Annotated in this window: 23 protein-coding genes, 1 other RNA gene and 1 riboswitch; of the genes, 4 read left to right on the top strand and 20 right to left on the bottom strand. The window is 40.1% G+C overall.

Features of this window, described 5'->3' with window-relative positions; genetic code table 11:
• Positions 1 to 70: 70 nt before the first annotated feature.
• From B4H39_RS02580 to ccpA, 8 genes are all read right to left on the bottom strand, one after another.
• On the bottom strand, positions 71 to 2,098 hold the full coding sequence (locus B4H39_RS02580) for a heavy metal translocating P-type ATPase (RefSeq protein ID WP_251423096.1): 2,028 nt from the start codon (positions 2,096 to 2,098) through the stop codon (positions 71 to 73).
• A 12-nt stretch (positions 2,099 to 2,110) separates the two neighbouring features.
• Positions 2,111 to 2,434, bottom strand: coding sequence for an ArsR/SmtB family transcription factor (locus B4H39_RS02585; protein WP_251423099.1), 324 nt, complete (start codon positions 2,432 to 2,434; stop codon positions 2,111 to 2,113).
• A gap of 191 nt (positions 2,435 to 2,625) precedes the next feature.
• Positions 2,626 to 3,006, bottom strand: a complete 381-nt coding sequence (locus tag B4H39_RS02590; RefSeq protein ID WP_251423102.1) for an iron chaperone — start codon at positions 3,004 to 3,006, stop codon at positions 2,626 to 2,628.
• A 52-nt stretch (positions 3,007 to 3,058) separates the two neighbouring features.
• Positions 3,059 to 4,354 carry an adenylosuccinate lyase gene (gene purB, locus B4H39_RS02595; protein WP_251423105.1) on the bottom strand — a complete coding sequence of 432 codons (1,296 nt, stop codon included), beginning with the start codon at positions 4,352 to 4,354 and terminating at the stop codon, positions 3,059 to 3,061.
• A 111-nt stretch (positions 4,355 to 4,465) separates the two neighbouring features.
• On the bottom strand, positions 4,466 to 5,155 hold the full coding sequence (gene aroD / locus B4H39_RS02600; RefSeq protein WP_251423108.1) for a type I 3-dehydroquinate dehydratase: 690 nt from the start codon (positions 5,153 to 5,155) through the stop codon (positions 4,466 to 4,468).
• Positions 5,156 to 5,165: 10 nt separating this feature from the next.
• Complete coding sequence (locus B4H39_RS02605) at positions 5,166 to 5,405, bottom strand: hypothetical protein (RefSeq protein WP_251423111.1); 240 nt, start codon at positions 5,403 to 5,405, stop codon at positions 5,166 to 5,168.
• Positions 5,406 to 5,407: 2 nt separating this feature from the next.
• Positions 5,408 to 5,608 (bottom strand): cold-shock protein, encoded by a 201-nt coding sequence (locus B4H39_RS02610; RefSeq protein WP_202231088.1) that lies wholly within the window; start codon positions 5,606 to 5,608, stop codon positions 5,408 to 5,410.
• Positions 5,609 to 5,971: 363 nt separating this feature from the next.
• Positions 5,972 to 6,967, bottom strand: a complete 996-nt coding sequence (ccpA, locus tag B4H39_RS02615) for a catabolite control protein A (RefSeq protein ID WP_286927484.1) — start codon at positions 6,965 to 6,967, stop codon at positions 5,972 to 5,974.
• 201 nt (positions 6,968 to 7,168) lie between these two features.
• On the opposite strand from ccpA, the gene B4H39_RS02620 reads away from it, so the two are divergent.
• Positions 7,169 to 8,254: a M24 family metallopeptidase gene (locus tag B4H39_RS02620; protein WP_251423114.1), complete on the top strand. Its 1,086-nt coding sequence runs from the start codon at positions 7,169 to 7,171 to the stop codon at positions 8,252 to 8,254.
• A gap of 74 nt (positions 8,255 to 8,328) precedes the next feature.
• Here the strand turns inward: B4H39_RS02620 and B4H39_RS02625 are convergent, their stop codons facing one another.
• The 9 genes from B4H39_RS02625 to B4H39_RS02665 all read right to left on the bottom strand — a co-directional run bounded on the left by B4H39_RS02625 (position 8,329) and on the right by B4H39_RS02665 (position 17,176).
• The gene (locus tag B4H39_RS02625) at positions 8,329 to 8,718 is read right to left on the bottom strand and encodes an arsenate reductase ArsC (protein ID WP_251423117.1); all 390 of its coding nucleotides are present in this window, start codon (positions 8,716 to 8,718) and stop codon (positions 8,329 to 8,331) included.
• A gap of 22 nt (positions 8,719 to 8,740) precedes the next feature.
• The gene (locus B4H39_RS02630; RefSeq protein ID WP_251423120.1) at positions 8,741 to 8,995 is read right to left on the bottom strand and encodes a hypothetical protein; all 255 of its coding nucleotides are present in this window, start codon (positions 8,993 to 8,995) and stop codon (positions 8,741 to 8,743) included.
• A gap of 179 nt (positions 8,996 to 9,174) precedes the next feature.
• Entirely contained in the window at positions 9,175 to 10,932 is a 1,758-nt protein-coding gene (locus B4H39_RS02635; RefSeq protein ID WP_251423123.1) for a cell division site-positioning protein MapZ family protein, read from the bottom strand.
• On the bottom strand, positions 10,929 to 12,110 hold the full coding sequence (locus B4H39_RS02640; protein ID WP_251423126.1) for a THUMP domain-containing class I SAM-dependent RNA methyltransferase: 1,182 nt from the start codon (positions 12,108 to 12,110) through the stop codon (positions 10,929 to 10,931). The genes B4H39_RS02635 and B4H39_RS02640 overlap by 4 nt, the downstream gene beginning before the upstream one ends.
• Before the next feature lie 57 nt (positions 12,111 to 12,167).
• An RNA gene (gene rnpB, locus B4H39_RS02645) (RNase P RNA component class B) lies at positions 12,168 to 12,532 on the bottom strand.
• A 36-nt stretch (positions 12,533 to 12,568) separates the two neighbouring features.
• Positions 12,569 to 12,958, bottom strand: a complete 390-nt coding sequence (locus B4H39_RS02650) for a DivIVA domain-containing protein (RefSeq protein WP_202231082.1) — start codon at positions 12,956 to 12,958, stop codon at positions 12,569 to 12,571.
• Between the two features lie 112 nt (positions 12,959 to 13,070).
• Positions 13,071 to 14,072 carry a DNA polymerase III subunit delta gene (holA, locus tag B4H39_RS02655; protein WP_251423129.1) on the bottom strand — a complete coding sequence of 334 codons (1,002 nt, stop codon included), beginning with the start codon at positions 14,070 to 14,072 and terminating at the stop codon, positions 13,071 to 13,073.
• A complete protein-coding gene (locus tag B4H39_RS02660; protein WP_286927485.1) occupies positions 14,069 to 16,378 on the bottom strand; it encodes a DNA translocase FtsK in 2,310 nt (769 codons plus the stop codon). The genes holA and B4H39_RS02660 overlap by 4 nt, the downstream gene beginning before the upstream one ends.
• A gap of 372 nt (positions 16,379 to 16,750) precedes the next feature.
• Complete coding sequence (locus B4H39_RS02665) at positions 16,751 to 17,176, bottom strand: universal stress protein (protein ID WP_251423135.1); 426 nt, start codon at positions 17,174 to 17,176, stop codon at positions 16,751 to 16,753.
• A gap of 178 nt (positions 17,177 to 17,354) precedes the next feature.
• On the opposite strand from B4H39_RS02665, the gene B4H39_RS02670 reads away from it, so the two are divergent.
• Both B4H39_RS02670 and B4H39_RS02675 read left to right on the top strand, forming a co-directional pair.
• Positions 17,355 to 17,696, top strand: a complete 342-nt coding sequence (locus tag B4H39_RS02670; protein WP_202231078.1) for an MmcQ/YjbR family DNA-binding protein — start codon at positions 17,355 to 17,357, stop codon at positions 17,694 to 17,696.
• A 187-nt stretch (positions 17,697 to 17,883) separates the two neighbouring features.
• Entirely contained in the window at positions 17,884 to 18,669 is a 786-nt protein-coding gene (locus B4H39_RS02675; RefSeq protein ID WP_251423138.1) for a Cof-type HAD-IIB family hydrolase, read from the top strand.
• A 35-nt stretch (positions 18,670 to 18,704) separates the two neighbouring features.
• Here B4H39_RS02675 and B4H39_RS02680 read toward each other — a convergent pair whose 3' ends face one another.
• From B4H39_RS02680 to B4H39_RS02690, 3 genes are all read right to left on the bottom strand, one after another.
• Positions 18,705 to 19,214, bottom strand: coding sequence for a QueT transporter family protein (locus B4H39_RS02680; protein WP_251423141.1), 510 nt, complete (start codon positions 19,212 to 19,214; stop codon positions 18,705 to 18,707).
• A riboswitch (PreQ1 riboswitch) is annotated at positions 19,213 to 19,316 on the bottom strand. Its footprint overlaps the gene before it by 2 nt.
• A 339-nt stretch (positions 19,317 to 19,655) precedes the next feature.
• Positions 19,656 to 20,375 (bottom strand): 3-oxoacyl-ACP reductase, encoded by a 720-nt coding sequence (locus B4H39_RS02685; protein ID WP_251423144.1) that lies wholly within the window; start codon positions 20,373 to 20,375, stop codon positions 19,656 to 19,658.
• Positions 20,368 to 20,607, bottom strand: coding sequence for a DUF2829 domain-containing protein (locus B4H39_RS02690; protein WP_251423147.1), 240 nt, complete (start codon positions 20,605 to 20,607; stop codon positions 20,368 to 20,370). The genes B4H39_RS02685 and B4H39_RS02690 overlap by 8 nt, the downstream gene beginning before the upstream one ends.
• Before the next feature lie 121 nt (positions 20,608 to 20,728).
• On the opposite strand from B4H39_RS02690, the gene B4H39_RS02695 reads away from it, so the two are divergent.
• Positions 20,729 to 21,574 carry an SDR family NAD(P)-dependent oxidoreductase gene (locus B4H39_RS02695; protein WP_251423150.1) on the top strand — a complete coding sequence of 282 codons (846 nt, stop codon included), beginning with the start codon at positions 20,729 to 20,731 and terminating at the stop codon, positions 21,572 to 21,574.
• The last annotated feature ends 146 nt before the right edge of the window (positions 21,575 to 21,720 follow it).

Raw genomic sequence — 21,720 nt, forward strand, 5'->3', positions numbered from 1 at the left:
AAATGAGTGTTTGATGAGAAAAATGGAATTCAGTCATAACAAAAGCTCCTAGCTAAGCAGGAGCAAATTCTTATTTTAAAAGCCTTAGCACATTAAGTATGGCCAAGATGGTCACACCTACGTCAGCAATCACGGCTTCCCACATGGTCGCAATACCAAAAACAGCAAGAAGGAGGAAAACTGATTTCACACCTAGGGCTAATACAATGTTTTGCACGACCAGACGTTTTGTCTTCCTGGCAATTTTTATAGATTGGGCGATGCTTGAAGGTTTATCCGTCATCAATACAATGTCAGCCGTTTCGATAGCTGCATCTGAGCCTAACCCGCCCATGGCAAAACCTACATCAGCCCGTGCGATAACTGGTGCATCATTGATGCCATCTCCAACAAAGGCAGTTAGACCTTCTTCTTTCTGCAGAAGGCTTTCCAGAATAGAGACCTTATCCTCTGGGAGGAGATTGGCATGATAATCGCTTATATTCAACTTTTCTGCAACTACTGCTGCTACTTTTTGACTGTCTCCAGTGAGCATGGTTTGAGAGACATGAAGCTTGTTCAACTCAACAATTGCTTCTTGAGCATCCTCTTTGAGCACATCAGCGACAAGGATAAGACCTTGATACTGTCCATTTTTCGCTACATAGAGCAACGAACCTATCGCATCACTCTCTTGGAAAGCAATAGCATAGCGCTGCATAAGCTTCGCATTTCCTACCAGAATTTCATCGCCATTATAAAACGTGCGTGTGCCGTGTCCAGAAATCTCCTCTGTTGCTGTAATCACAGCCTCCTCTAAGTTTTGATTTTCTTTTAGAGCCAGCCCCAGAGGATGAGTGGAGTTTAACTCGCCAATAGCCGCCAGTTGTAAGAGTTCTTCTTTCGAAACACCTTTTTCAGGAAAGACCTGAGTGACTTTAAAGTTTCCTTGGGTAAGCGTTCCCGTTTTATCAAAGAGAACTCGCTTGACCTTTGTCAGTGCTTCAAGATGGTTCCCTCCCTTAACCAAGATACCCTTTTTCGATGCTGCCCCAATCCCCGCAAAGAAGCCTAGAGGAATAGAAACCACAAGCGCACAAGGGCAGGAGATGATGAGGAAAGTAAAAGCTCGTTTCAACCAGACAGACCAATCTTGCTGGAAGAAAAGTGGAGGCAGGAGAGCTATTATGAGAGCTGCAACCACAACGATAGGAGTATAGTAACGGGCAAACTTCGAAATAAACTGCTCTGTGGGCGCTTTGTTTTCCTGAGCATTTTCGACCAGATTGAGGATTTTAGAGACTGAGGACTGGCCAAAAGTTTTTACAACTTCCACTTCGAGAAGGCCATTAATATTGAGAAAGCCTGAGAGAACTTCATCGCCTTTTTTCACTTCTCGTGGCAAAGATTCTCCTGTCAACGCAGCTGTATTGACACTTGACTGTCCCGATAATATCTTGCCATCAAGAGGCACTTTTTCACCAGCTTTCACTTGTATTATTTCACCGACAGCAACTGCTTCTGGAGAAACACTGACGAGTTTTCCCTGTCTTTTGACAGTTGCAACTTCTGGCCGAAGATCCATCAAGGACACGATTGACTTTTTACTCTTTCCAACGGCTCTGTCTTGGAAATACTCCCCCACTTGGTAAAAAAGCATCACAGCGATCGCTTCCGCATATTCCCCTAAGGCAAACGCTCCGGCAGTCGCGATACTCATCAAGAAGAATTCGTTAAAAATATCAGCCTTAAGCAATTTTTCTATCGCCTTAAGTAGAACGCTGTGTCCAATCAAAAGATAGGTCAGGATAAACAGCGGAAACTTAAAATGTGGAGGAAAATCTAAAAAGCTCAAAACTGCTAATAATAGAGCTGAAAAAATGATAATCAACAGTTCATGACTATTCTTTTCATTTTCCTCTAAATCTGACTTTAATTTTAGGCTGTTGTTACAACAGGCTGGCTCTGAATCATCTGAGGACTCTAGCAGCTCTGTGCTAGCTGAACACTCACCAGACTCGGTTCTCACAGATTTAGCTTGATGACAAAGGCAATTGCAAGCCTCTTTGACACAATGTGCTGCATGATGATGTGTATTTTTTCGAGTAGTTTTAAACATATGAAACTCCTTTTAATTTATATATGTATCACAATGTATGTCTTCCGTTGGTAACCAGTGCATTGACTCTACTGTGGCATCAATGACTTCCAGTAAATGGTTGAGCTCTGATGTCGTCAAAGAGTAATAGATATACTTTCCCTCCTTACGACTTGTGATTAAACCACAGTCCCTTAAACAAGACAGGTGTTGTGAAAGATTGGACTGTCCAGCTTTTGTTTCATCTAAGAGTTCTGTTACGGTCATTTCCTTGTCACGCAAGGCCTCCAGAACCATAAGCCTTGTTCTGTTTGATAAACCGTGTATCAGTTTTTGACGTTTTTCTGTTAAATTCATAGGCCTTTTTCTTCATATTAGTTTATACTAATATGATAACAAAGTTATACATATTAGTCAATACTGAATTGTTATAAAGATAGAAATGTAGAGTTTCTATCCTTCTAAATTTTAATCTGAAATAAATCAATGGACTAATTATGAGTTACTTTTCCAAATAAAAAAATGAACCTAAAGTCCATTTTAAACATTCATTTTTCTGTTACTGCCTTCACTTGAAATTGAATAAAGTCTTTCAGCAATTGCTCAGGCAGGTCTTTCTTATAGTCAAAACGAACAGTAATCATCTGACCCCCGCCACCAGTAGAGGGCGCATAATCTTTGAAAGTATCGAAAATAATTTCCTGCTGGGCAGAATCGCCACCCTTGTCCTGAAAAATATATAAGGAGACGAATTTCTTAGTTGCTTTGATTGATAAGAAATTTTTCCCCGTAGCTTTGAGCTTGAAAGTCGGCATGGACCAGGCGATAACCTCCTCAACCTGAGCATTCTCCATAATCAACTTTCTCAGAGCTAAAACATGTGGGTCTTGGCTAGAGTCCAAGGTAGCATAGTAATCTTCTACTGTCATTATCGTCTCCTTATATAAGCTATTTTTATAGCACTGAAGTTCTGAAAGTCATTTACAAACCTAAACGTTCAAAGATTACGTCAACACGTGACAAGTGATAATTATAATCAAAGGCAGCATCAATATCTTCCTCTGCAAGTTTTTCACGAATCTTTTCATTATTTTCTACAAGCGGACGGAACATGAGCTGCTCATCCCATGATTTCGCAGTCAATGGTTGCACCAAATCATAAGCTTCTTCACGTGTCATCCCTTTTTCAATCAGCATCAGCATCACATGTTGGCTGTAAATCAAGCCAAAAGTCGCATCCATATTGCGTTTCATATTTTCTGGGAAAACAGTCAGATTTTTAACAATATTGCCGAAGCGGTTCAGCATATAGTTGATCAATTCTGTGGTGTCTGGTGCGATGATACGTTCTGCAGAACTGTGTGAAATATCACGTTCATGCCACAAAACAACATCTTCCATAGCTGTCACAACATGTCCCCGGATAACACGCGCCAAACCAGTCATATTTTCCGAACCGATAGGATTACGTTTGTGTGGCATTGCTGAGCTACCTTTTTGACCTTTGGCGAAGAATTCTTCTACTTCACGTTGTTCGGACTTTTGTAATCCACGGATTTCTGTCGCCATACGTTCAATAGATGTCGCAATAAGTGCTAAAGTACTGAAATACTCGGCATGCAAATCTCGCGGCAGTACTTGTGTCGAAATCTCTTGTGGACGAATGCCGAGCTTTTCACAAACATATTCTTCGACAAAAGGAGGAATATTAGCAAAAGTCCCCACAGCACCTGAGATTTTCCCTGCCTCGACTCCCTTCGCAGCATGCTCAAAGCGCTCAATATTACGCTTCATTTCTGAGTACCACGTTGCTAATTTGAGACCAAATGTTGTCGGTTCTGCATGTACACCGTGCGTACGCCCCATACATACTGTATATTTATGTTCACGTGCTTTATCGGCGATGATTTCCAAAAAGTTGGCCAAATCACGGCGAATAATATCGTTGGCTTGCTTGTAGAGATAACCATAGGCAGTATCAACAACATCTGTCGATGTCAGTCCATAATGGACCCACTTTCTTTCTTCACCAAGCGTTTCTGAAACGGCACGCGTAAAGGCTACCACATCATGGCGTGTCTCTTTTTCGATTTCTAAAATGCGCTCAACATCAAAACTCGCATTTTCCCGAATTTTTCTCACATCTTCAGCTGGAATTTCACCAAGCTCAGCCCAAGCTTCATCTGCGAGAATTTCCACTTCAAGCCATGCTCTGTACTTGTTTTCCTCCGACCAGATTGCCGCCATTTCTGGACGACTGTAACGATTGATAACCATAGTTCCTCCAAATTTCTAACTTACTATAAATTATACCATTTTGGCTGAATTTTTTCGGGAAATTCTTAAATATTCTTGTTTTATTGACTTAATATGTGGAAAAACCGAATATTACTCCTCTAAGGCATTGAGGATATCCAGCATTTGAGGCAATGCGATTTGTCCAGGAGCACTCCCTGCTTCCTCTTCAAGCGGCGCAAAAGTCCACAAGGAACCTGTTAAGCCACCAGAGACCCGCGTCAATTTGCCCATCTCTCCCATGGCGATACTGATAAATTTTTGACCAAACTCTACAGTAAAATCTCGTGTAATCTGTAAAAGGTCTAAAACATCACATTCCCGCTGTGCCATAATGGCAACTTTTACAAATGCTGTCCCTTCTTTGTGCATTTTCATTATTCTGCCTGTCAAATCTGTCGGAGACTCGGAAAAATTATGGTAAGAAAGTACAATTTTTTCTTTTAAATCAAGAAGTTGCGGCAAGGCTTTACGGTAGGAAAAATATTCAAGGTCAATATAAGCAGGATCAAATTTAGCTATTTCCTGCAAAAGTGCGACATAATCTTTTTTAGAAATGGACAACTTTCCTCCTTCATGTGCCGTACGCACAGTAAAAAGAAGCGGAAACTCCTTAAATTTGTCAAATATTAAGGGGGCAGCTTCTAGAATCACGGCTGTATCCCCCAAAAAATCAGCACGCCATTCAATAATATCGGCTTCACTGTATTTTTCTACATCCAAGGCCTGTACTTCTGCCATATTTGTCGGAAGAACAGGCACTACAATTTTCGTTTTCCTCATACTTTTAAGTTTAGCACATCTTGTTAGCCTTACCAAATGTAACCCTATTATACATGTCGATGCTTGATTTTGCGCCTTCTTTAAACTTATTAATTTGGGTAAATTTGTCCAAACGTGGTCTTCCTCCAGCCCAAGGAATGACCGTCTGCACTTCAAGCCACTTTTTAAACTCAGTGAATTCGTCGCTTACAAGTCTGGCAAGACCCACCTGTTTTTCACAATAAGAAAAGCACCCCTTTAAGAGTGCCATAATTATCCTTTAATGATGTTTGATGCTTGAGGTCCACGTTGACCTTGCTCAATATCAAAGGCAACTTTTTCGCCTTCTTCCAGCTTTCTGAAACCATCACTTTGGATTTGTGTAAAGTGTGCAAACACATCAGTACCATCCTCAGCAGTGATAAAACCAAAACCTTTAGAGTCGTTAAACCATTTTACAGTTCCTTTTGTCATAGTATACATTTCCTTTCGTCAAATTTGTAAATCATTGTGTGAAAGAAAACATATAAAATATATAACTTAGACTAATTTACTTCTCTATGGTATCATGCTTTCGTGTGAAAGTCAAATAACTTTTCATTTACGCTTTGCAATTTAGTGCTTTTTCGCCTAATATCGCTTCGTTTTTCCGGATATCAAGAAGATAAGAAGTTTGATGAAGCTCTGAGTTTCCCTTTTTTTGCTTCATCATATCATGTTCAATCACAGGAGTTGACAAGGAAGCTAATAAAAAACCGCTATAGAAAAATCGTTCAGGGCAACACTCTCTCGTGTCCTTTTGAACGATTTCGTCTATTGTTCTATCTTTTTTATTCTTTACTTTGTAGAACCACGGTTAATGATTTGGTGAGCGAGAATCAATTGATTTTCCTCAATTTCTTCTTTATGCATTAATTTTGTCAACAAACGCATAGAAACTGCACCGATATCATACAGAGGTTGGTTCACAGAGGTTAAACCTGGATACATATAGGCTGTGATTGGGCTGTTTGAACCAGAAATAATCTCAAAGTCTTCAGGAACTTTTACTCCCTTAGCAAGCAAAGCATTAAGCAGACCTACTGCAACAGTATCATAAGATACAATTGCTGCATCAATCTTTTTAGATAGCATTTGCTCAGCTAAAGCCAGACCATTTTCAGAGCTATAATTTCCTTCAAAAACAAGAGATTCGTCAAATTTCAGTCCCGCTTCCTCCAGAGCCTCTTGGTAGCCCACCATACGTTCCGTATTTTCAGCTTCTTCTAGAGAGCCTGAAACAAAGGCGATACGCTTATTATTTTGGATCAATTCAGAAGTCGTTTGATGAGCGGCGAGACGATAGTCAATATTTACTGACGACATTCGCTTATCCACATCAATCATCCCAGCCAAAACGATGGGAGTGCGTGTTGATTGAAGTTGCTTGCGCACTTTTTCAGTCATGAAGCTTCCCATATAAACGATACCGTCAACTTGCTTAGAAAAGAGGCTCTCAATAACTTTTAGTTCTTTTTCTTCCTCTCCATCACTGTTGGCCAGAATGACATTGTATTGATACATTGATGCAATATCGTCAATTCCCCGCGCAATCTCTGCAAAATATGGTAACGTAATCGTTGGGAGAACAACCCCAACTGTCGTTGTACGTTTACTTGCAAGACCACGGGCAACTGCGTTAGGACGATAGTCCAATTCTTCAATTGCATCTAGAACTTTCTGACGTGTTTTCTCTTTGACGTTCGCATTGCCATTGACCACACGACTTACGGTAGCCATCGATACCCCAGCAACTCGAGCAACGTCATAAATTGTTGTTGTTGATTCTTCCATTCTTTTAAAACCTCAATTTTAATAATCTTGTCCGTTTTTATATTTTTTAATATTTGTGAAAACTTTTCCCAAATTTAATTATAGCATTTTTTGAAAACCATTTCAATAATTTTCAGTGTTACAATTTCCTTAATTTAAAGCATGCTTTTTTTTAAGATTTAGCGTACAATAGAGATAATAATTTATAGAAAGGTGGATACTATGAGCAAAATCGAACGTATCTCTAATTTTCTGAGCGAAAATGAAGTTGACATGACTTTCATTACCAATCCTACGACCTTGAACTACTTGACAGGTCTGGCTATTGATCCACACGAGCGTATCGCTGGTTTGATGGTTTTCCCTGATAAAGCACCTTCACTTTTCACGCCTGCTTTGGAAGTAGAAAAAGCTAAAGAAAACACGACTGGTTTTGATATCTTTGGCTATGAAGATTCTCAAAATCCCTGGGCTGTTATTAAGGAACACCTAGGTTCAAGAAATATCAAAAAAATCGCAGTGGAATTTTCTGACATCCCCTTGTCAAAAACTGAAGGACTCAAATCGCAATTTTCTGGTGTTGAATTTGTTAACTTGACACCATTGGTGGAACGGATGCGTTTAATCAAATCTGCCGATGAAATCGAAAAAATGAAAATCTCTGGTGAGTACGCAGATAAATGTTTCGAAATTGGTTTTGAATATGCAAATTCTGACCGTACAGAAACAGATGTTGTTGCCAAAATTGAATACGAAATGAAACGTATGGGCGTGCCACAGATGAGTTTTGAAACAATCGTGCTCTCAGGTGCTCGTGCAGCTAATCCTCACGGTATGCCAGAAGATGTCAAAATCCAAGACAATAAACTCTTGCTCTTTGACCTCGGTGTCATGAAAAACGGCTACGCTTCTGATGCTACACGTACCATCTCTATTGGAAAACCGTCTGATTTTGATGCAGATATCCACAAAATCGTTCTTGAAGCACAACTGGCAGCTATGGATTTTGTAAAACCTGGAGTATCTGCTCTCGAAATTGATAAAGTAGCCCGTGATGTGATTAGCAAAGCTGGTTATGGTGAGTACTTCGTCCACCGTCTTGGTCATGGTATCGGTATGGACGTCCATGAATTCCCATCCATTGGTGGCTCTGAGGATATTATCATTGAGGAAGGCATGTGTTTCTCTGATGAACCAGGCATCTACATTCCAGGTAAGGTCGGCGTACGTATCGAGGACTGCCTCTATGTCACTAAAACTGGCTGTGAGCCTTTAACTCAAACAAATAAAGAATTGATGATTTTCTAAAAATTACTCATATATGCATGAGAAAAGCGCCTTAACATACCTGTCAAGCTCAAAGGTGCTTTTTTTGTTTTCCCTTAAAAATTCCGATGCCTCAACGCCACTATCTTTTCTTCAATCCGTTGGATAGTGTCTTTGAAAACCTCATCATCTTGACCTGTTGGATCCTCTAATCCCCAATCTTCTCGATATTTGCAAGGAAGATAGGGACAATCAACGTTGCAGCCCATAGTAATTACAATATCCACAGGTGGAATATCTTGTAACAACTTTGAAGCTTGTGTTTTTTCCATATCTATATTATAGAGTTCTTTCATCAAACGGACGGCATCTTGATTAATTTGTGGCTTTGTCTCGGTACCTGCAGAATAAAATTCAAACTTGTCCCCAACAAACTTTTTACCGAGTGCTTCTGCAATTTGTGAGCGGCATGAATTATGCACACAGATAAACGCGATTTTGAGCATAGCAAGCCTCCTTGAACTATTTTTACATATTATATCTTATTTTCATCCCATAATTAAATGAAACAGCATGTCGTCTATGAAAATTCCTGCTAGCGCCTAGGCATTTCTCCAAATCTGCTTGCAAATACTGCAGCAAACTTTTGAAAAGAGGACGGAGGACAAAGGAATGTTTGAAATTTTCTGGAACAGGCTTATAAGTTATCTTCGTTATGCCACTGGAGGAATCTTGCATACATTCATCCATTTCTAAAGCTTTTTGGTTCATAACAGCAGCCATAAAGTCTCCTGCTTCTTTGATACTGATAAGGCAAGCTGAGTTTTTTGAGCCCCTCTTCTAGCAGAGGCAAGTTAAAAGAAATTCTCCCAAGAGTAGCACGCCCTTTGTATCTTATCGTATGGTTATAACTAAGTTCAAAAAAACTTCTCTGTTCACATGAGCAAAGAAGTTTTTATTCTTTATCCAAAATCAGTAGGCAAACCTTTACCATTTCCAAAGAAATAGCCTGTCTTGGCATTGATTGTCAGTAAGTAACTGCCATCTGGACGATAGAGATTGTAATATCCCGCAACTTGACCAGCCATAAAGCCTGAAGTCATTGTGTGAATAGCTACTGGTAAAAGAATAAAATTATTACCAGAAATATAGCCACGTTGCCGCGCAATATTCAAGACTTTATCCCTAATTCCTGGACTCCAAGTGAACGCCGGATCATTAGGGTTCAGATTAGGCTGAGGCTGAACACGTGCATTAGAATTGTCCGGTATAGCCCCTGTTGGATTTTGCGCACCATTCGGCATACCACCGACTGTTGGAGTAGAGCTTTGTGTCCCTTGATTTTCAGTTGAAGGTGTAGGCGCATTTGCTGATCCGCTTGCCTGTTCAGTGACAGCAGGGCTAGAGTTCCCTGCTGCCTGACCAGACGCAGCGGAGTTTCTATTATTTTGAGCAGAGGCTGCAGCTTGCTCTTCTTTAGCTTTCGCTTCAGCTTGCTGTTTCTTTGCCAAATTAATCGCCTTTTCTAGTACCTCATTCAGACTTTCATTTGCCGTTTTTGGTACGGCTGGTAAAGTAACTGCTGTTTTGACTTGAGCAGCTTCATCTAACTTCCCATCTACAAGGACTGGCTTATTAAAGAGTGCGTTGACTTTCTCTACTGCAGCGATTTGTGCTTCGAGTTCGTTCACTTTCTTTTCAGCAGACTCAAAGTCCTGACCTTTTAGTTTTGAAAGCTTTTCTTTTAAGTTTTCCAGCTGATCAAAGTTCGAGTTCTTCAAAAAAAGATGGTCTGAATCTGTAAAAAATTCGTCATAAGCTTTATTAAAAGCAGTTAAATTTTCCTTAGTTATAGCTGCGGCTTGTTCTGCCGCCTTTTGATTATTGTTATGGTTATAAAGTGCATAACCCGCACCGCCAGCTGCTAAAAGGATGAATGCACAAAGACCAATGATGAGTGGTTTTTTGTTATTTTTCTTTTCTGGAGTATCTTTTGTGCTGTCCTCTGGTTCACTTTCAGTTACAGCCGCTGTTGGCTTCAATAACGGCTCTCCTGCCACCACATCTTGCTCAACTGGTCGAACCTTTTCTGTCTCAGAAACGTCACCTAGAGAAGCTTCATCAATAGCTTTCCTTGACGATTCGCCGAATTCAGCAGAAGACTCTTCCACCGCAAGAGTCTGTGTTGACTGTTCGGAGACTTCCTCCTTCTCTATTTCTTCTGTTCCAGGCTCTACAGCTGCCTTATCCTCTGAAATCGGAAAAACTGGGGGAAGGTCATCAACAACTTCTACCTCATCAAATTCAGATATTTTTTCCTTAGAGTTCAGATCTTCCGGATAAGATTCCGTAGGCACATCTTCAGAAGAAGTGACTGCCTCTGTGCTTCTCTCTTCCGAAAGCTCCCCAGTTTCTTTTGAAAGCTCTTCCGGTTCCTTCTTAACGTCAGAAGCCTCATCGCTAAGAGCAGCCGTATCTTCTTGGCTCATCTTTTTTCGTTCTGCTTGAATATACTTTTCTAGGGCTTGATTTTTAACAGCTTCTATCTCCCCACGATGTTGACGAATATACTTGTCAAGCACGCTTTCACTTGCGCTATTTTCTTTATCTACTCTTTCTGCTTTTTTCACAATCTCACCTACGGTGAAGTCCGAGACATCGCCAAGTTTTAAGACTTTTTCGCCAGAATTTTTGATATCTTTATCTTTTTCTTCTGTCATTTAGATCTCCATAGCATTTGCTTATTTTTTATTCTTTTTCCAAAATATTGATACAAGTCTGTACGCAATGTTCCGTTATAGAGTTTACGCTTTTTCGTTGCTTTCGCTCCGTAATGTGTTTCAAAAGCAATATCACTCGTCAGAATATATTTGCTCCAAGTTTCGAGTGGCGCAAAAGTTGCTCCCATCTCTTTATAGAGCCCTGCAACTGAATCTTCATCTCCCAAACGTTCTCCGTATGGAGGATTCGATACGATAACCCCATCAAGAGCATCTGTACGAAAATCTTGCAGGCGCATCTGTTTATATTTTATCACATGGTCAAGTCCAGCTGCAAGTGCGTTACTTTTTGCAATCTCAACCATCCGACCATCGATATCGAATCCTTGGATATCGAGTTCCAAATCTTTACGTACTGCTTGTTTTGCTGCTTGACGTACATCTTCAAAAACTTCTGGCTTCATCCATGACCAAGCTTCACAGGCAAACTTGCGGTTAAGACCTGGTGCCATATTGAGTGCCAACATGGCAGCCTCAATCGTGAATGTTCCTGACCCACATGTAGGGTCAACAAACATACGTTTGGGATTGGCCAACCAGTTTGTCAACATAATAATCGCTGCCGCCATGTTTTCCTTCAATGGTGCATCGCCCTTTTCAACACGATAGCCCCGTTTGAAGAGAGAGTCTCCCGTTGTGTCAATCGTCACCGTTGCATTATCCTTGTGAATCGCAATCTCAATGGAGAAGCTTGCACCATTTTCTGGGATAGGCACACCTTCTGGACGATGGTAGGCCTTTTGCAATTTCTTCACGATAGCTTTTTTAGTGATACCTTGAACACTTGGCTCATTATGTAAGGTAGATTTCACAGACTTCGCCTTGCTTACAGGGAAGGCTGAACCAAAGGGAATATAGTCTTCCCAATCGAGCGCATAGACATTTTCAAAGAGTTCATCAAAGGTACGTGCCTTAAATTCCCCCACAACAATCTTTACACGATCTGCTGTACGAAGCCAAGTATTTGCTTGAGCAATCGTTTTTGTATCTCCTGTAAAAAAGACACGCGAACGATCGTCAATCGTAACATTTTCAATCTCCATATTGCGTAATTCACGAGCAACCAAACTCTCTAAACCTGCTGCTGCAGTAGCCATCAGCTTAAAATTATTTTTCATTTTTTCCTTTGTTTCTTTCTAAAAAAAGCTGGGACTAGCCCAGCGTGTCATACAGTTTTCTATAAGCCATGTTTTGTTCAGGTCTTGCGACCGTCGATAACCATCTGTCTGAAGAAGAAAGACTTCTCCCTCGACCACGCCTTCAGTTCGGCTAGTCAAGTGCCCCGACCATAAGTTTGGGTTGCTCGCTTGAGGGGTTTACCACGTTCCAATCTTACCGTTTCCAGCAAGCCTCGTCTCTTTGGCACTTTTACAGAATACTCATGCATATCAAAAGACTTAGCACTTTCTTCAGCCGTTAGGCATGACACTCCTACCTTGGTTTATTGTTTCACCAAGCACAAACACTACGGGCATCGCAGCCCGTGCGAGCATGGACTTTCCTCATGATACACATTCGTACCACGCAGTTATCCAAAAACTGTTTTTTTCTTTTTCATTAAAGTATAAAGCCAGACTTAAGCTTCTTCATTTGAAGCATTTCCTGGGCCAAAAACGGCTTGTTCCAAACGATTGATACGCTTAAGTAATTCAAAATTGCTTGGCTGGCTAATTTCTGTTCGAGGTTTACTCAAACGGTTTGAAACCACGCGACTCATGTTATCCAAGCGTTGTGTTTCTTCCAAATTCGCCTGATTTGGACGGCTTGCTTGAGATTCTAGTTCAACGATTTTTTTCTTCAAAAATTCGTTTTCTTCCTGCAGGCGTAATATCTCTGCTTGAAAAGCTTCGTAATCTTGAATGACGTCATCGAGGAGCTCGTCAACTTCTTCTTTATCATAACCTCGCATTTTTGTTCCAAAGTCAGCTTCATAGATATCTTTAGGTGTAAATTTAAATGTTGCCATATCGTCCTCTTTTATCATTTCATATCAAAGTTTTATCACTTTTTATCATAGCAGATTTTTTCCCATTTTTCAAGTCAGCTCATCAGTGAAAACAATCGTCTTGAGTGGCTTACTATAAGTCTTTCAAAGCTAACTTAATCAAGGCTAAATCGAACAAATAATTTGCATCCACACCTGAACTCTTTATTTTATAATCAAGTTCAATGAGAGACAATAATGCTCTAGACAAATAGTTCTCCTGCATTTTTCTTACCTGTTGATTTGCCAATTTGATACGATAGGGATGAATTTTGAGAGCAGAGGTTTGCTTTGCTTCATTCCAGCCTTTGCTTTGCATCACTTTAACCTGATAATACAGGCGAAAAGAGTTGGTTAAAATAACCAATATTTTGATAAGTTCCTCGCCTTGCAGGATTAAATCGTGAACAAGTTCGCGTGCTTCAGCCACCTTTCCTTTCAAAATCAGATCTGTCAGTAGAAAAATATTGTCTTGAAGTGACTTAGGAACAACCTTTTCAACATCCTCGACTGTCACTTCTCTTTCGCCAACATAAGTTTTGAGCAAGGAAAGATTTTGTTTAACCACTGGGAAAGAAAAATTAGATTTTTCAAATACTCGTTGAAGAACACCGCTGGAAAAACCTGTATCTGCAAAAACTCTGGTTAACTCCTGTGGCTTAAGTTCCTGAGCCTCTAAAAGAGTCGCTTGGGTCTTAAGCTTCTTCGTCAGCTTCAAACGACTGTCCAACTTGCCATGCAAAATAAGAATAAGCTGTGTTGTCTCTACAGGATGATTCAAAAAATTTTCGAAACGAGAAAGCTGTTTGTCATCAAAAACCGTCTTTTTAGCTGTTGTCAAATTAGACAAATTTTCTAGAATAACTAACTTTTGCTCCACGAAGAAAGGAAGACTCTCCAACTCTTCCAAAGCTAAGTTTGCGTTAGCTGGAGTCAAGTCAAAATAAGCTTGGCCCAAATCTGCATTGTCAAATTGTACAAACTCTAAGAGACGGCTTTTCAGTTCTTGAACAACATCTTCTTCTTCACCGTAGAGAACCAATAGTTGAGGCAGACCCGCTCTTTTTATTTTTTCTAATTCATCAAAGGCATTCATTCTTCATCAAGCTCCTGTCCATTGAGAAACTCTCCGTCTTGTGTGACGAGAACTTTACGCGGTGTTGTTCCTTTAGCTGGACCCACAATACCAGCTGCCTCCAATTCATTCATTAGATCTGAGGCCCGGTTGAACCCAACCTTAAGTGCGCGTTGCAGTTGAGCAGTTGATGCTTTTTGAGCAGAAATGACAAGATGTCGGGCTTCATCAAAAAGAGGGTCAGCTGAACTTGTTGTAGAAGAAGCTTTATTCCCCTCGTCTTCAACTTCCCCGGGATCAAAGCTTTCATCATAGTCTGCTTGAGATTGATTTTTGATAAAGCTGACCACTGCTTCAACATCGTCATCTGATAAGAAAGCCCCTTGTAAGCGAACAGGGTGGTTTTCATCAATTGGCTTGAAAAGCATGTCCCCGCGTCCTAAAAGTTTCTCAGCACCATTTGTATCAATAATAGTTCGAGAGTCAGTACCGCTTGACACTGCAAAAGCGACACGTGAAGGAACATTTGCCTTGATTAGCCCCGAAATAACATCAACAGAAGGACGCTGTGTAGCTAGAATCATATGTATTCCAGCTGCACGAGCCTTTTGTCCCAAGCGGATAATCGCATCTTCAACTTCTTTACTGGTCACCATCATCAAGTCCGATAGCTCATCAACAATGACAACGATTAAAGGAAGCGTCTGATACTTTTCTGGGGATTGGGCATTGTGCTTCTCTATCTTTTCATTATAGCCTGCGATATTACGTACCCCTGCCTGACTGAACAGTTCATAGCGGTTTTCCATCTCATCTACCACTTTCTGGAGGGCACGCGCTGCTTTACGCGGATGAGTAACCACTGGGATAAGCAGATGAGGAATCTCATTATAAACAGAAAGTTCAACCATTTTAGGATCAACCATGAGGAATTTCACCTCACTTGGCAAAGCTTTCATCAAAATAGAGGTAATAATACCATTGACCGCAACGGACTTCCCTGAACCCGTTGAACCTGCCACAAGTAAATGAGGCATTCGTGTTAAGTCAAAGGTCCGAATACTGCCATCCAAAGCTTTTCCTAGAGGAAGCTCCAGCAAACTGTTTGTTTTGGGCTTGGCATTTTCCCAAAGTTCGCGAAATCCAACAGTCGCAACTTCGCTGTTGGGAATTTCAATACCAATGAGGGACTTCCCTGGTATGGGCGCTTCGATACGCACATCTTTTGCTGCTAAGGCTAATGCTAAATCATCCGAAAGATTCACAACACGAGATACTTTGACACCTGTCGCCAACTTAATCTCATACTTCGTAACTGATGGTCCTACAACTGCCGATTCAACTGTTGCTGAGATTTTGAACGACTCTAGAGTACGTTCTAATATCTGGATGTTTCTTCGAACATTTTCTCGTTCACTTGTTTGATTTTTAGTTGGAATTTCCTCCAATAGATCAATCATTGGAAGCTGATAAAAGCCCTCATCATCTAATCGCTCAAAGTTTATCGGTTCTTGATCTACTCTTTCTTGTTCTTCCACGGTTGGACTTGAAGTATCTGGAATCGCTATCGGAACCTCTGCATTGGAAACTGAACTTGACTCTACAGACAAGGCAGCTTCGTTTTCTTCCAAATCTTTCACGTTCTTTTCTGCTTCTTTTTGCGCACGTGTTTCTTCTTTCAATAGTGCCTTTGCTCGTTTTGCCTCAGCCCTTTTGGCCAAACTTTCACGGATTGCGCTCACATTTTTATGAACAAAGAGCCGCAAACGGGCAAGTAAGGCAGGAGCCATGAGATAAATTGCAATGAGCCATAAAGTGCCTACAATAATATAAACGCCAACCACTGAAAAGAGAGATTTGGAAGGTGCAAAAAATAAGTCTCCTAAAAATCCCCCACCCAAAAACTCAGTCACTTGTCCCTTTTTCAAATCTATTATTGCTAAAGTCAGAACTTTTTTTCCAGGATAGAGCGCATCAAATCTTGCTTGAAAAACTAAGAGAAGGCCAAAGAAAGAAAGAAGCAGTCCAGGTAAAAAACGCTTATTTTCACGAAAGAAATCTTTTTTAAAAACCATCATAAACATGACAAACAACACCAGTAGCAAGAAGACAATTGCTAAAGAACCGACTGCAATGCGTATGATATTATATAAAAATACACCAAAAAGACCTAGACGTGCTAAGGCAAACACGATAAGGAGAAAGCTGCCAAAAAAAGCCGCCATTTTTTTATTTGCCGTCCAAAATTTCTGTGTTGATTTTTTTGCTGCTGTTTTTTTAGCTGTGGAGCGTTTTGCTTTACTTTTTGTTTTTCTTTTTACCGACATAGTATTTCTCTGTTCTAAAACTTAGTGATACTGTCTATTGTAACATTTTAGGAGGAAAACTTTCAATACTGGATTTTTGCGTGAAGGTCAACTGTTCCCTTTTAATTACTACTGAAAATCATTCCTCGTTAGCAGAGTTTGAATCAGTCTTTCATAAGTTTAAAAAATACCACAGAAGCAGCCAGCCTCAGAATTTTTTCCTGCGTTGTCATATCTTACAGACAGATAAGAACATTCAGAATGAGAGTAAAAAAACTAGGTTGTTTTCTAGGCAAAATTTACACAAAAACAAAAACGCCCAACTGGAGCATACTGTGCACCAATCAAGCGTTTTTCCCTTTAAGTCAGCCTTCTTCAGGTTTAGACTTTCACTCACTTTACTACCATGACATTACATGGTGCGTGATTCACTACATAGCTTGCTGTTGAGCCAACTAACACACGGTCAATCGCACCTTTACCCGTTGAACCTAAGACAATAAGATCAACATCATTTGCTTCTGCAAAATCAACGATTTCTTTCTTCGGAGAACCGCTTACTTGGAAAGTCTTATATTCTACTTTATCACCAATAATCTTGCCTGCCTCATCCAAAATCTCTGCCGATTGCTTCTCAGCTTCTTCTAGAACAGTAGGCATAATATAGGCACTGCCATAGAGTTGTGCCACATCCTTCACATGTACAACAAGCAAGGAAGCTTGGTTTTTCTTAGAAATCTCAACAGCTTCTTGGATAGCTTGATTGGATTGTTCGGATCCATCTACTGCGACTAAAACATTTTTGTAATTTTCTTTCATTGTAAGCGTCTCCTTTTCTTTTCCATTATAAGATATTTTCATATAGAAGTCCAATAAGAAGTTTAAATTTTTTCTTTTTTATCACTTTTTTCTCATCGAACACAGCTTATTGGCTAACCTGAGTAAGGCATATCTAACGACTGAAATGTTATAATGAATACAAATAAAAGGAGGATATATGGAAAGACAAGAACTAATCAATCTAGTATTGGAACTAACAAACTCATATGAAGACTACCCTTTTAACAACAATAAGCGTGAAAAAATTCTTTGGACAGCGATTAGACAAAAATCCAATAAAAAAATAATTTGCTTAATATTTGAAAAAGATAATGTACTATTAATCGACTTAAAACTTTCTCCTGAACACGGCGAAGAAGCGAGACAAATTTCTGGCGTTTTCCCTGGTTATCATATGAATAAAACCCACTGGAATACTGTGAGTGTGAACCATACTAGTCTTACTCAGGAGGGTCTAATTCAAATGATTAAAGAAAGTGACAAACTTACCCAGAAATAAAAAAGACACGCTGGCAAGGCATGAATTATAAACAAACAAATATTTGTATTTTTGCCTATTCAATTTATCATACAAGCACAGGAAAAACAAATGTCGCATGTTTGTTATACAGCAATTATCCCCCCCTCCGACGATTCAGGTAGCCGCCGCAACGACACTAAAAAATCTATTGTGATATAATAGATTTATGGAAAATATAAACGCTTACAAGGCTTTGGCCTTTTTTGACCTCGACGGGACTTTGCTTAATGCGCAAAGTCAATTAGACAAAGAGGTAGTTGATGCCATTCATGAAATACGTAAAAATGGTGTGCTCCCCTTTATTGCGACAGGTCGTGGTCATTTTGAACTTGACAAAATTATGGAGGAAACAGGAATTACTGGCGCTGTTGCTATGAACGGTCAGTATATTGTTTTAGACAGCAAGACGATATATAAAGATCCTATTTCAGTCACAAATATCGAAAAATTGCATACCCTAGCTCTTGAACAAGATGAGGCACTCGCTTTTTATGGCAAAGATGGTTATTGGGTGGACCGCCATACACCTTTTGTGCATGCAGCATATGCTTACACACACATGCCCCTTCCCAAAATTAATCCCGAGGGCTATAAATCTGAGGAAGTTAATATGCTCCTACTGCTCACAGACAAACTTTCTCAAGTTGATTATTATAAAGCAGAGGTTCCTGAGCTTAATTTCTTTATGAATGCACCAACTTCTATTGATGTCACCAATATCTCGACAAATAAAGGAACTGGGATTACTCATGTCAAGGAAGTTCTTAACTTTACAGGAAATACCTATGCTTTCGGGGATGGTCGCAATGATCTCCATCTTCTTGAAGCTGCTGACTACGGAACTGCTATGGGAAATGCTGTGCCTGAGCTGAAAGAAATTGCCGATTTTGTCAGCAGCAAAAACACCGAAAAAGGGATTGTCAATGCGTTTAAACATTGGAATTTCATCTAACCTAAAAACAGAGAGGCTTTTAGACCTCTCTATTTTTATCGTGTTAAATCAATACGTTTGCTCAGTTTATCCATGAGAATTGCCCCTATAAATAAACTCATAAACTCTCCAAGAGCTAAAGTGAACCAAGTCCAGAAGAAAGGTAAATTAAAGAGGAAATATAACTCTAGAGCAATGGTAAACATGCTTAGGGAAAAGAAAATAGCGAAATAAAGGAATGCTTTATTGAGCTGTCCTCTGAAAAAGTACTGTTTCATATAGCGTTCAAAAAGTAAGACACCTAATGTCAAGAAAACTAAAGTAGATAAACCACCAACAAGGACATCAATCCAAGTAAAACTGAGGAAGTTTGAAATCATACACCCAATGGTTACAGCCAGAATATATTTCTTATTAAAGAAAGCTGTAAAATTAAGCATCTCTGATATCCTAAACTGTACAGGACCATAAGAGATGGCATTGAGAGGGGGTGTCATTGTAAGAACAACATAAAGCGCAGCGACAATGGCAATCGCAACCATGTCATAAACGGTAGATTTTTTCAATTTTTTCTCCTTTAGCGGCTAAAATCCGCCTGTAATATGCTCAGGCAAAGGTTAAAAGTCCTGAGGGTTGCTGAACTTTCGCAACTTTTATATTATAACAGTTTTACCTTATAATGAAAAGCCGTGTTTTCTTTTTAAATCCTGACAGACTCCTGAACATAATTTTTTCTAAAAATTGAGATTTTCGACATGGTTGAACTAGCTTTTAGGATAATAAGTATAACATTCAGGCAAGTATCCTGCCAGTCTTTTGACGAATGAAACACTATGGAAAAGCCCTTATTTAGGATTACTCCCTATTTAACAGCTCTGGACACAGTGAAAGCAGCTTGTCCAAAAGAAAGCTGCAAACAAAAATTTGCAGGTCTTAGCCAAAGTAAAAAAGCACGGCGTTTTGAAGACGCCGTAAGCTTTTTGTTGAAATTTTTTGACACAGTTTCCTTACTTTATCGTCCAGCCCCCATCGATGGGAACGACTGCACCTGTCAAATATGAACTTTCTGGACTGGCTAAAAAAAGAGTCAGTTCTGCGACTTCCTTAGGCTTTGCCCAGCGTTTTGCTGGAGTTTCTTCTGCCACCCATTTTGCCATTTCGCCATTATTTTCAGTGAAATCCTTGGCATTCATCGGTGTATCAATAGCTCCTGGGGCTATCCCTGCAACTTGGATACCATGCTGTGCTTCATCTAAAGCCAATTGCTTTGTAAAACCAACAATAGCATGCTTACTTGCAGTATAGGCAATTCCTCCACCACCGGCAACTAAACCTGCAACAGAAGCCATATTGATAACTACACCAGACTTTTTCTGTTTCATGTGAGGTAAAAAGGCGGAAGTCATGAGAAACATGCTGTCAAGATTTGTTGCTAGAATTTTTTTCCAAAGCGAAAAGTCCGTGTTTTCTATCGCCCGATAGTCATCTAACTGCCCTGCTGTATTGAGTAAAATATCAATCTCACCTACATGTGCGGCCAATTGTGCTACCTTTTCAGGGCAGGAAACGTCACAGACTATGGTTTTGAAGTCCGCTGTAAATTCTTGTAAGTCAACACCGATTACTTCTGCTCCTGCTTGCAAAAAGGCTTGCGCCTGTGCTTGACCGATGCCGCTAGCAGCCCCAGTGACTAGAACCTTTTTTCTCTTAAATTTTTGTTCAGTCATTGACTAAAATCCAGTCTGTTGCTAATACATCACAAGGCGTAGGTGCCCACATACTAAAACCTTCTCCTTCTCCTGCTACGTTAATTAGGAAGTAAGGTGTAACCTGTAGTTGTTCGCCGTTATCAAGTACAATGCTGTCATAAAGGGCAACATAGTTTTCTGCTCCTCCCCAACCCGTACGTACTATTTTTTTACCAGCTTTAAGTTCTGGAAGAATTTCCTCAAATGTCATACTTTATTTCCTCCCTCTCTATACTCATGTTATGAATGCTTTAATTTTAACATTTGTCATTTCTTTTGTCATTTTTTAATTCTATCTTGACAATGGACTGCGTTTTAACTAGAATGAATCTATGAAAAATACAGAAAATCGCGAAAAAGTCGTTATTATTACCGGGGCTTCAAATGGCATGGGATATGAAGCCGCGAAAACTTTTGCCCAACGTGGTTGGCAGGTTTATGCAGGCGCCCGTCGTGTTGAAAAGATTCCAACTGACGATGGCATTATTGCCCTCAAATTAGATGTGACCGATAGCAAGAGCAACCATGCCTTCATCCAACACGTCACTGCCCAGACAGGGCGCATTGATGTTCTTGTCAATAACGCGGGATATGGCGAATATGGTCCGGTTGAAGAGATTCCGATGGAGAATGTCCGTAAACAATTTGAGACGAATTTCTTTGGTGCTGTGGAATTGACACAGCTGGTTCTGCCCATCATGCGTCAACAAGCTTTTGGACGAATTGTTAATATTTCTAGTATCGGTGGTGATGTGTACATGCCGCTGGGTGCCTTTTATCATGCCACAAAAGCTGCGCTGCAACAATGGTCAGATGTGCTAGATACAGAGGTCAAAGCTTTTGGCATTCGTTCTATCGTCGTGCAACCCGGCGGAACTGCTTCCAACTGGAGTTCTATTGCTATGGAAAATGCTGAAAAAAATCTTCATCCAAATAGTCCTTACCAACCATTAGTACAAACTGTGCGTGCAGCACTTAGTGGTAACTTTGGTAGTTCTGCTACTTCTGCGGATCTGGCCCAAGTTTTCTATAAAGCAGCCACAGCTCAAAAACCGAAGCCACGTTATTATAATACTTTCACAGATCGTTTGATGGTGCATACAGCGCGTGCCCATCCGAAACTTTACATCAAGTTCTTCAATGCAGTTCTGAAACAAATGGGAAAACGTAGAAAATAAATAAAAATAGAATCTGAGAAAAAGGCTCGGGTTGAGCGATTTTACCCTTACAGTTTTCACAAATGCCGACTTTTACCCCATCCTCTCCGACTATAGACAAACAGCCCCAAAATCAGAGGCTGTTTTCTTGTTGCACCAGAGTTACG

It is taken from the genome of Lactococcus sp. UBA7128, assembly GCF_002492185.1.
Lineage (GTDB): Bacteria > Bacillota > Bacilli > Lactobacillales > Streptococcaceae > Lactococcus > Lactococcus muris.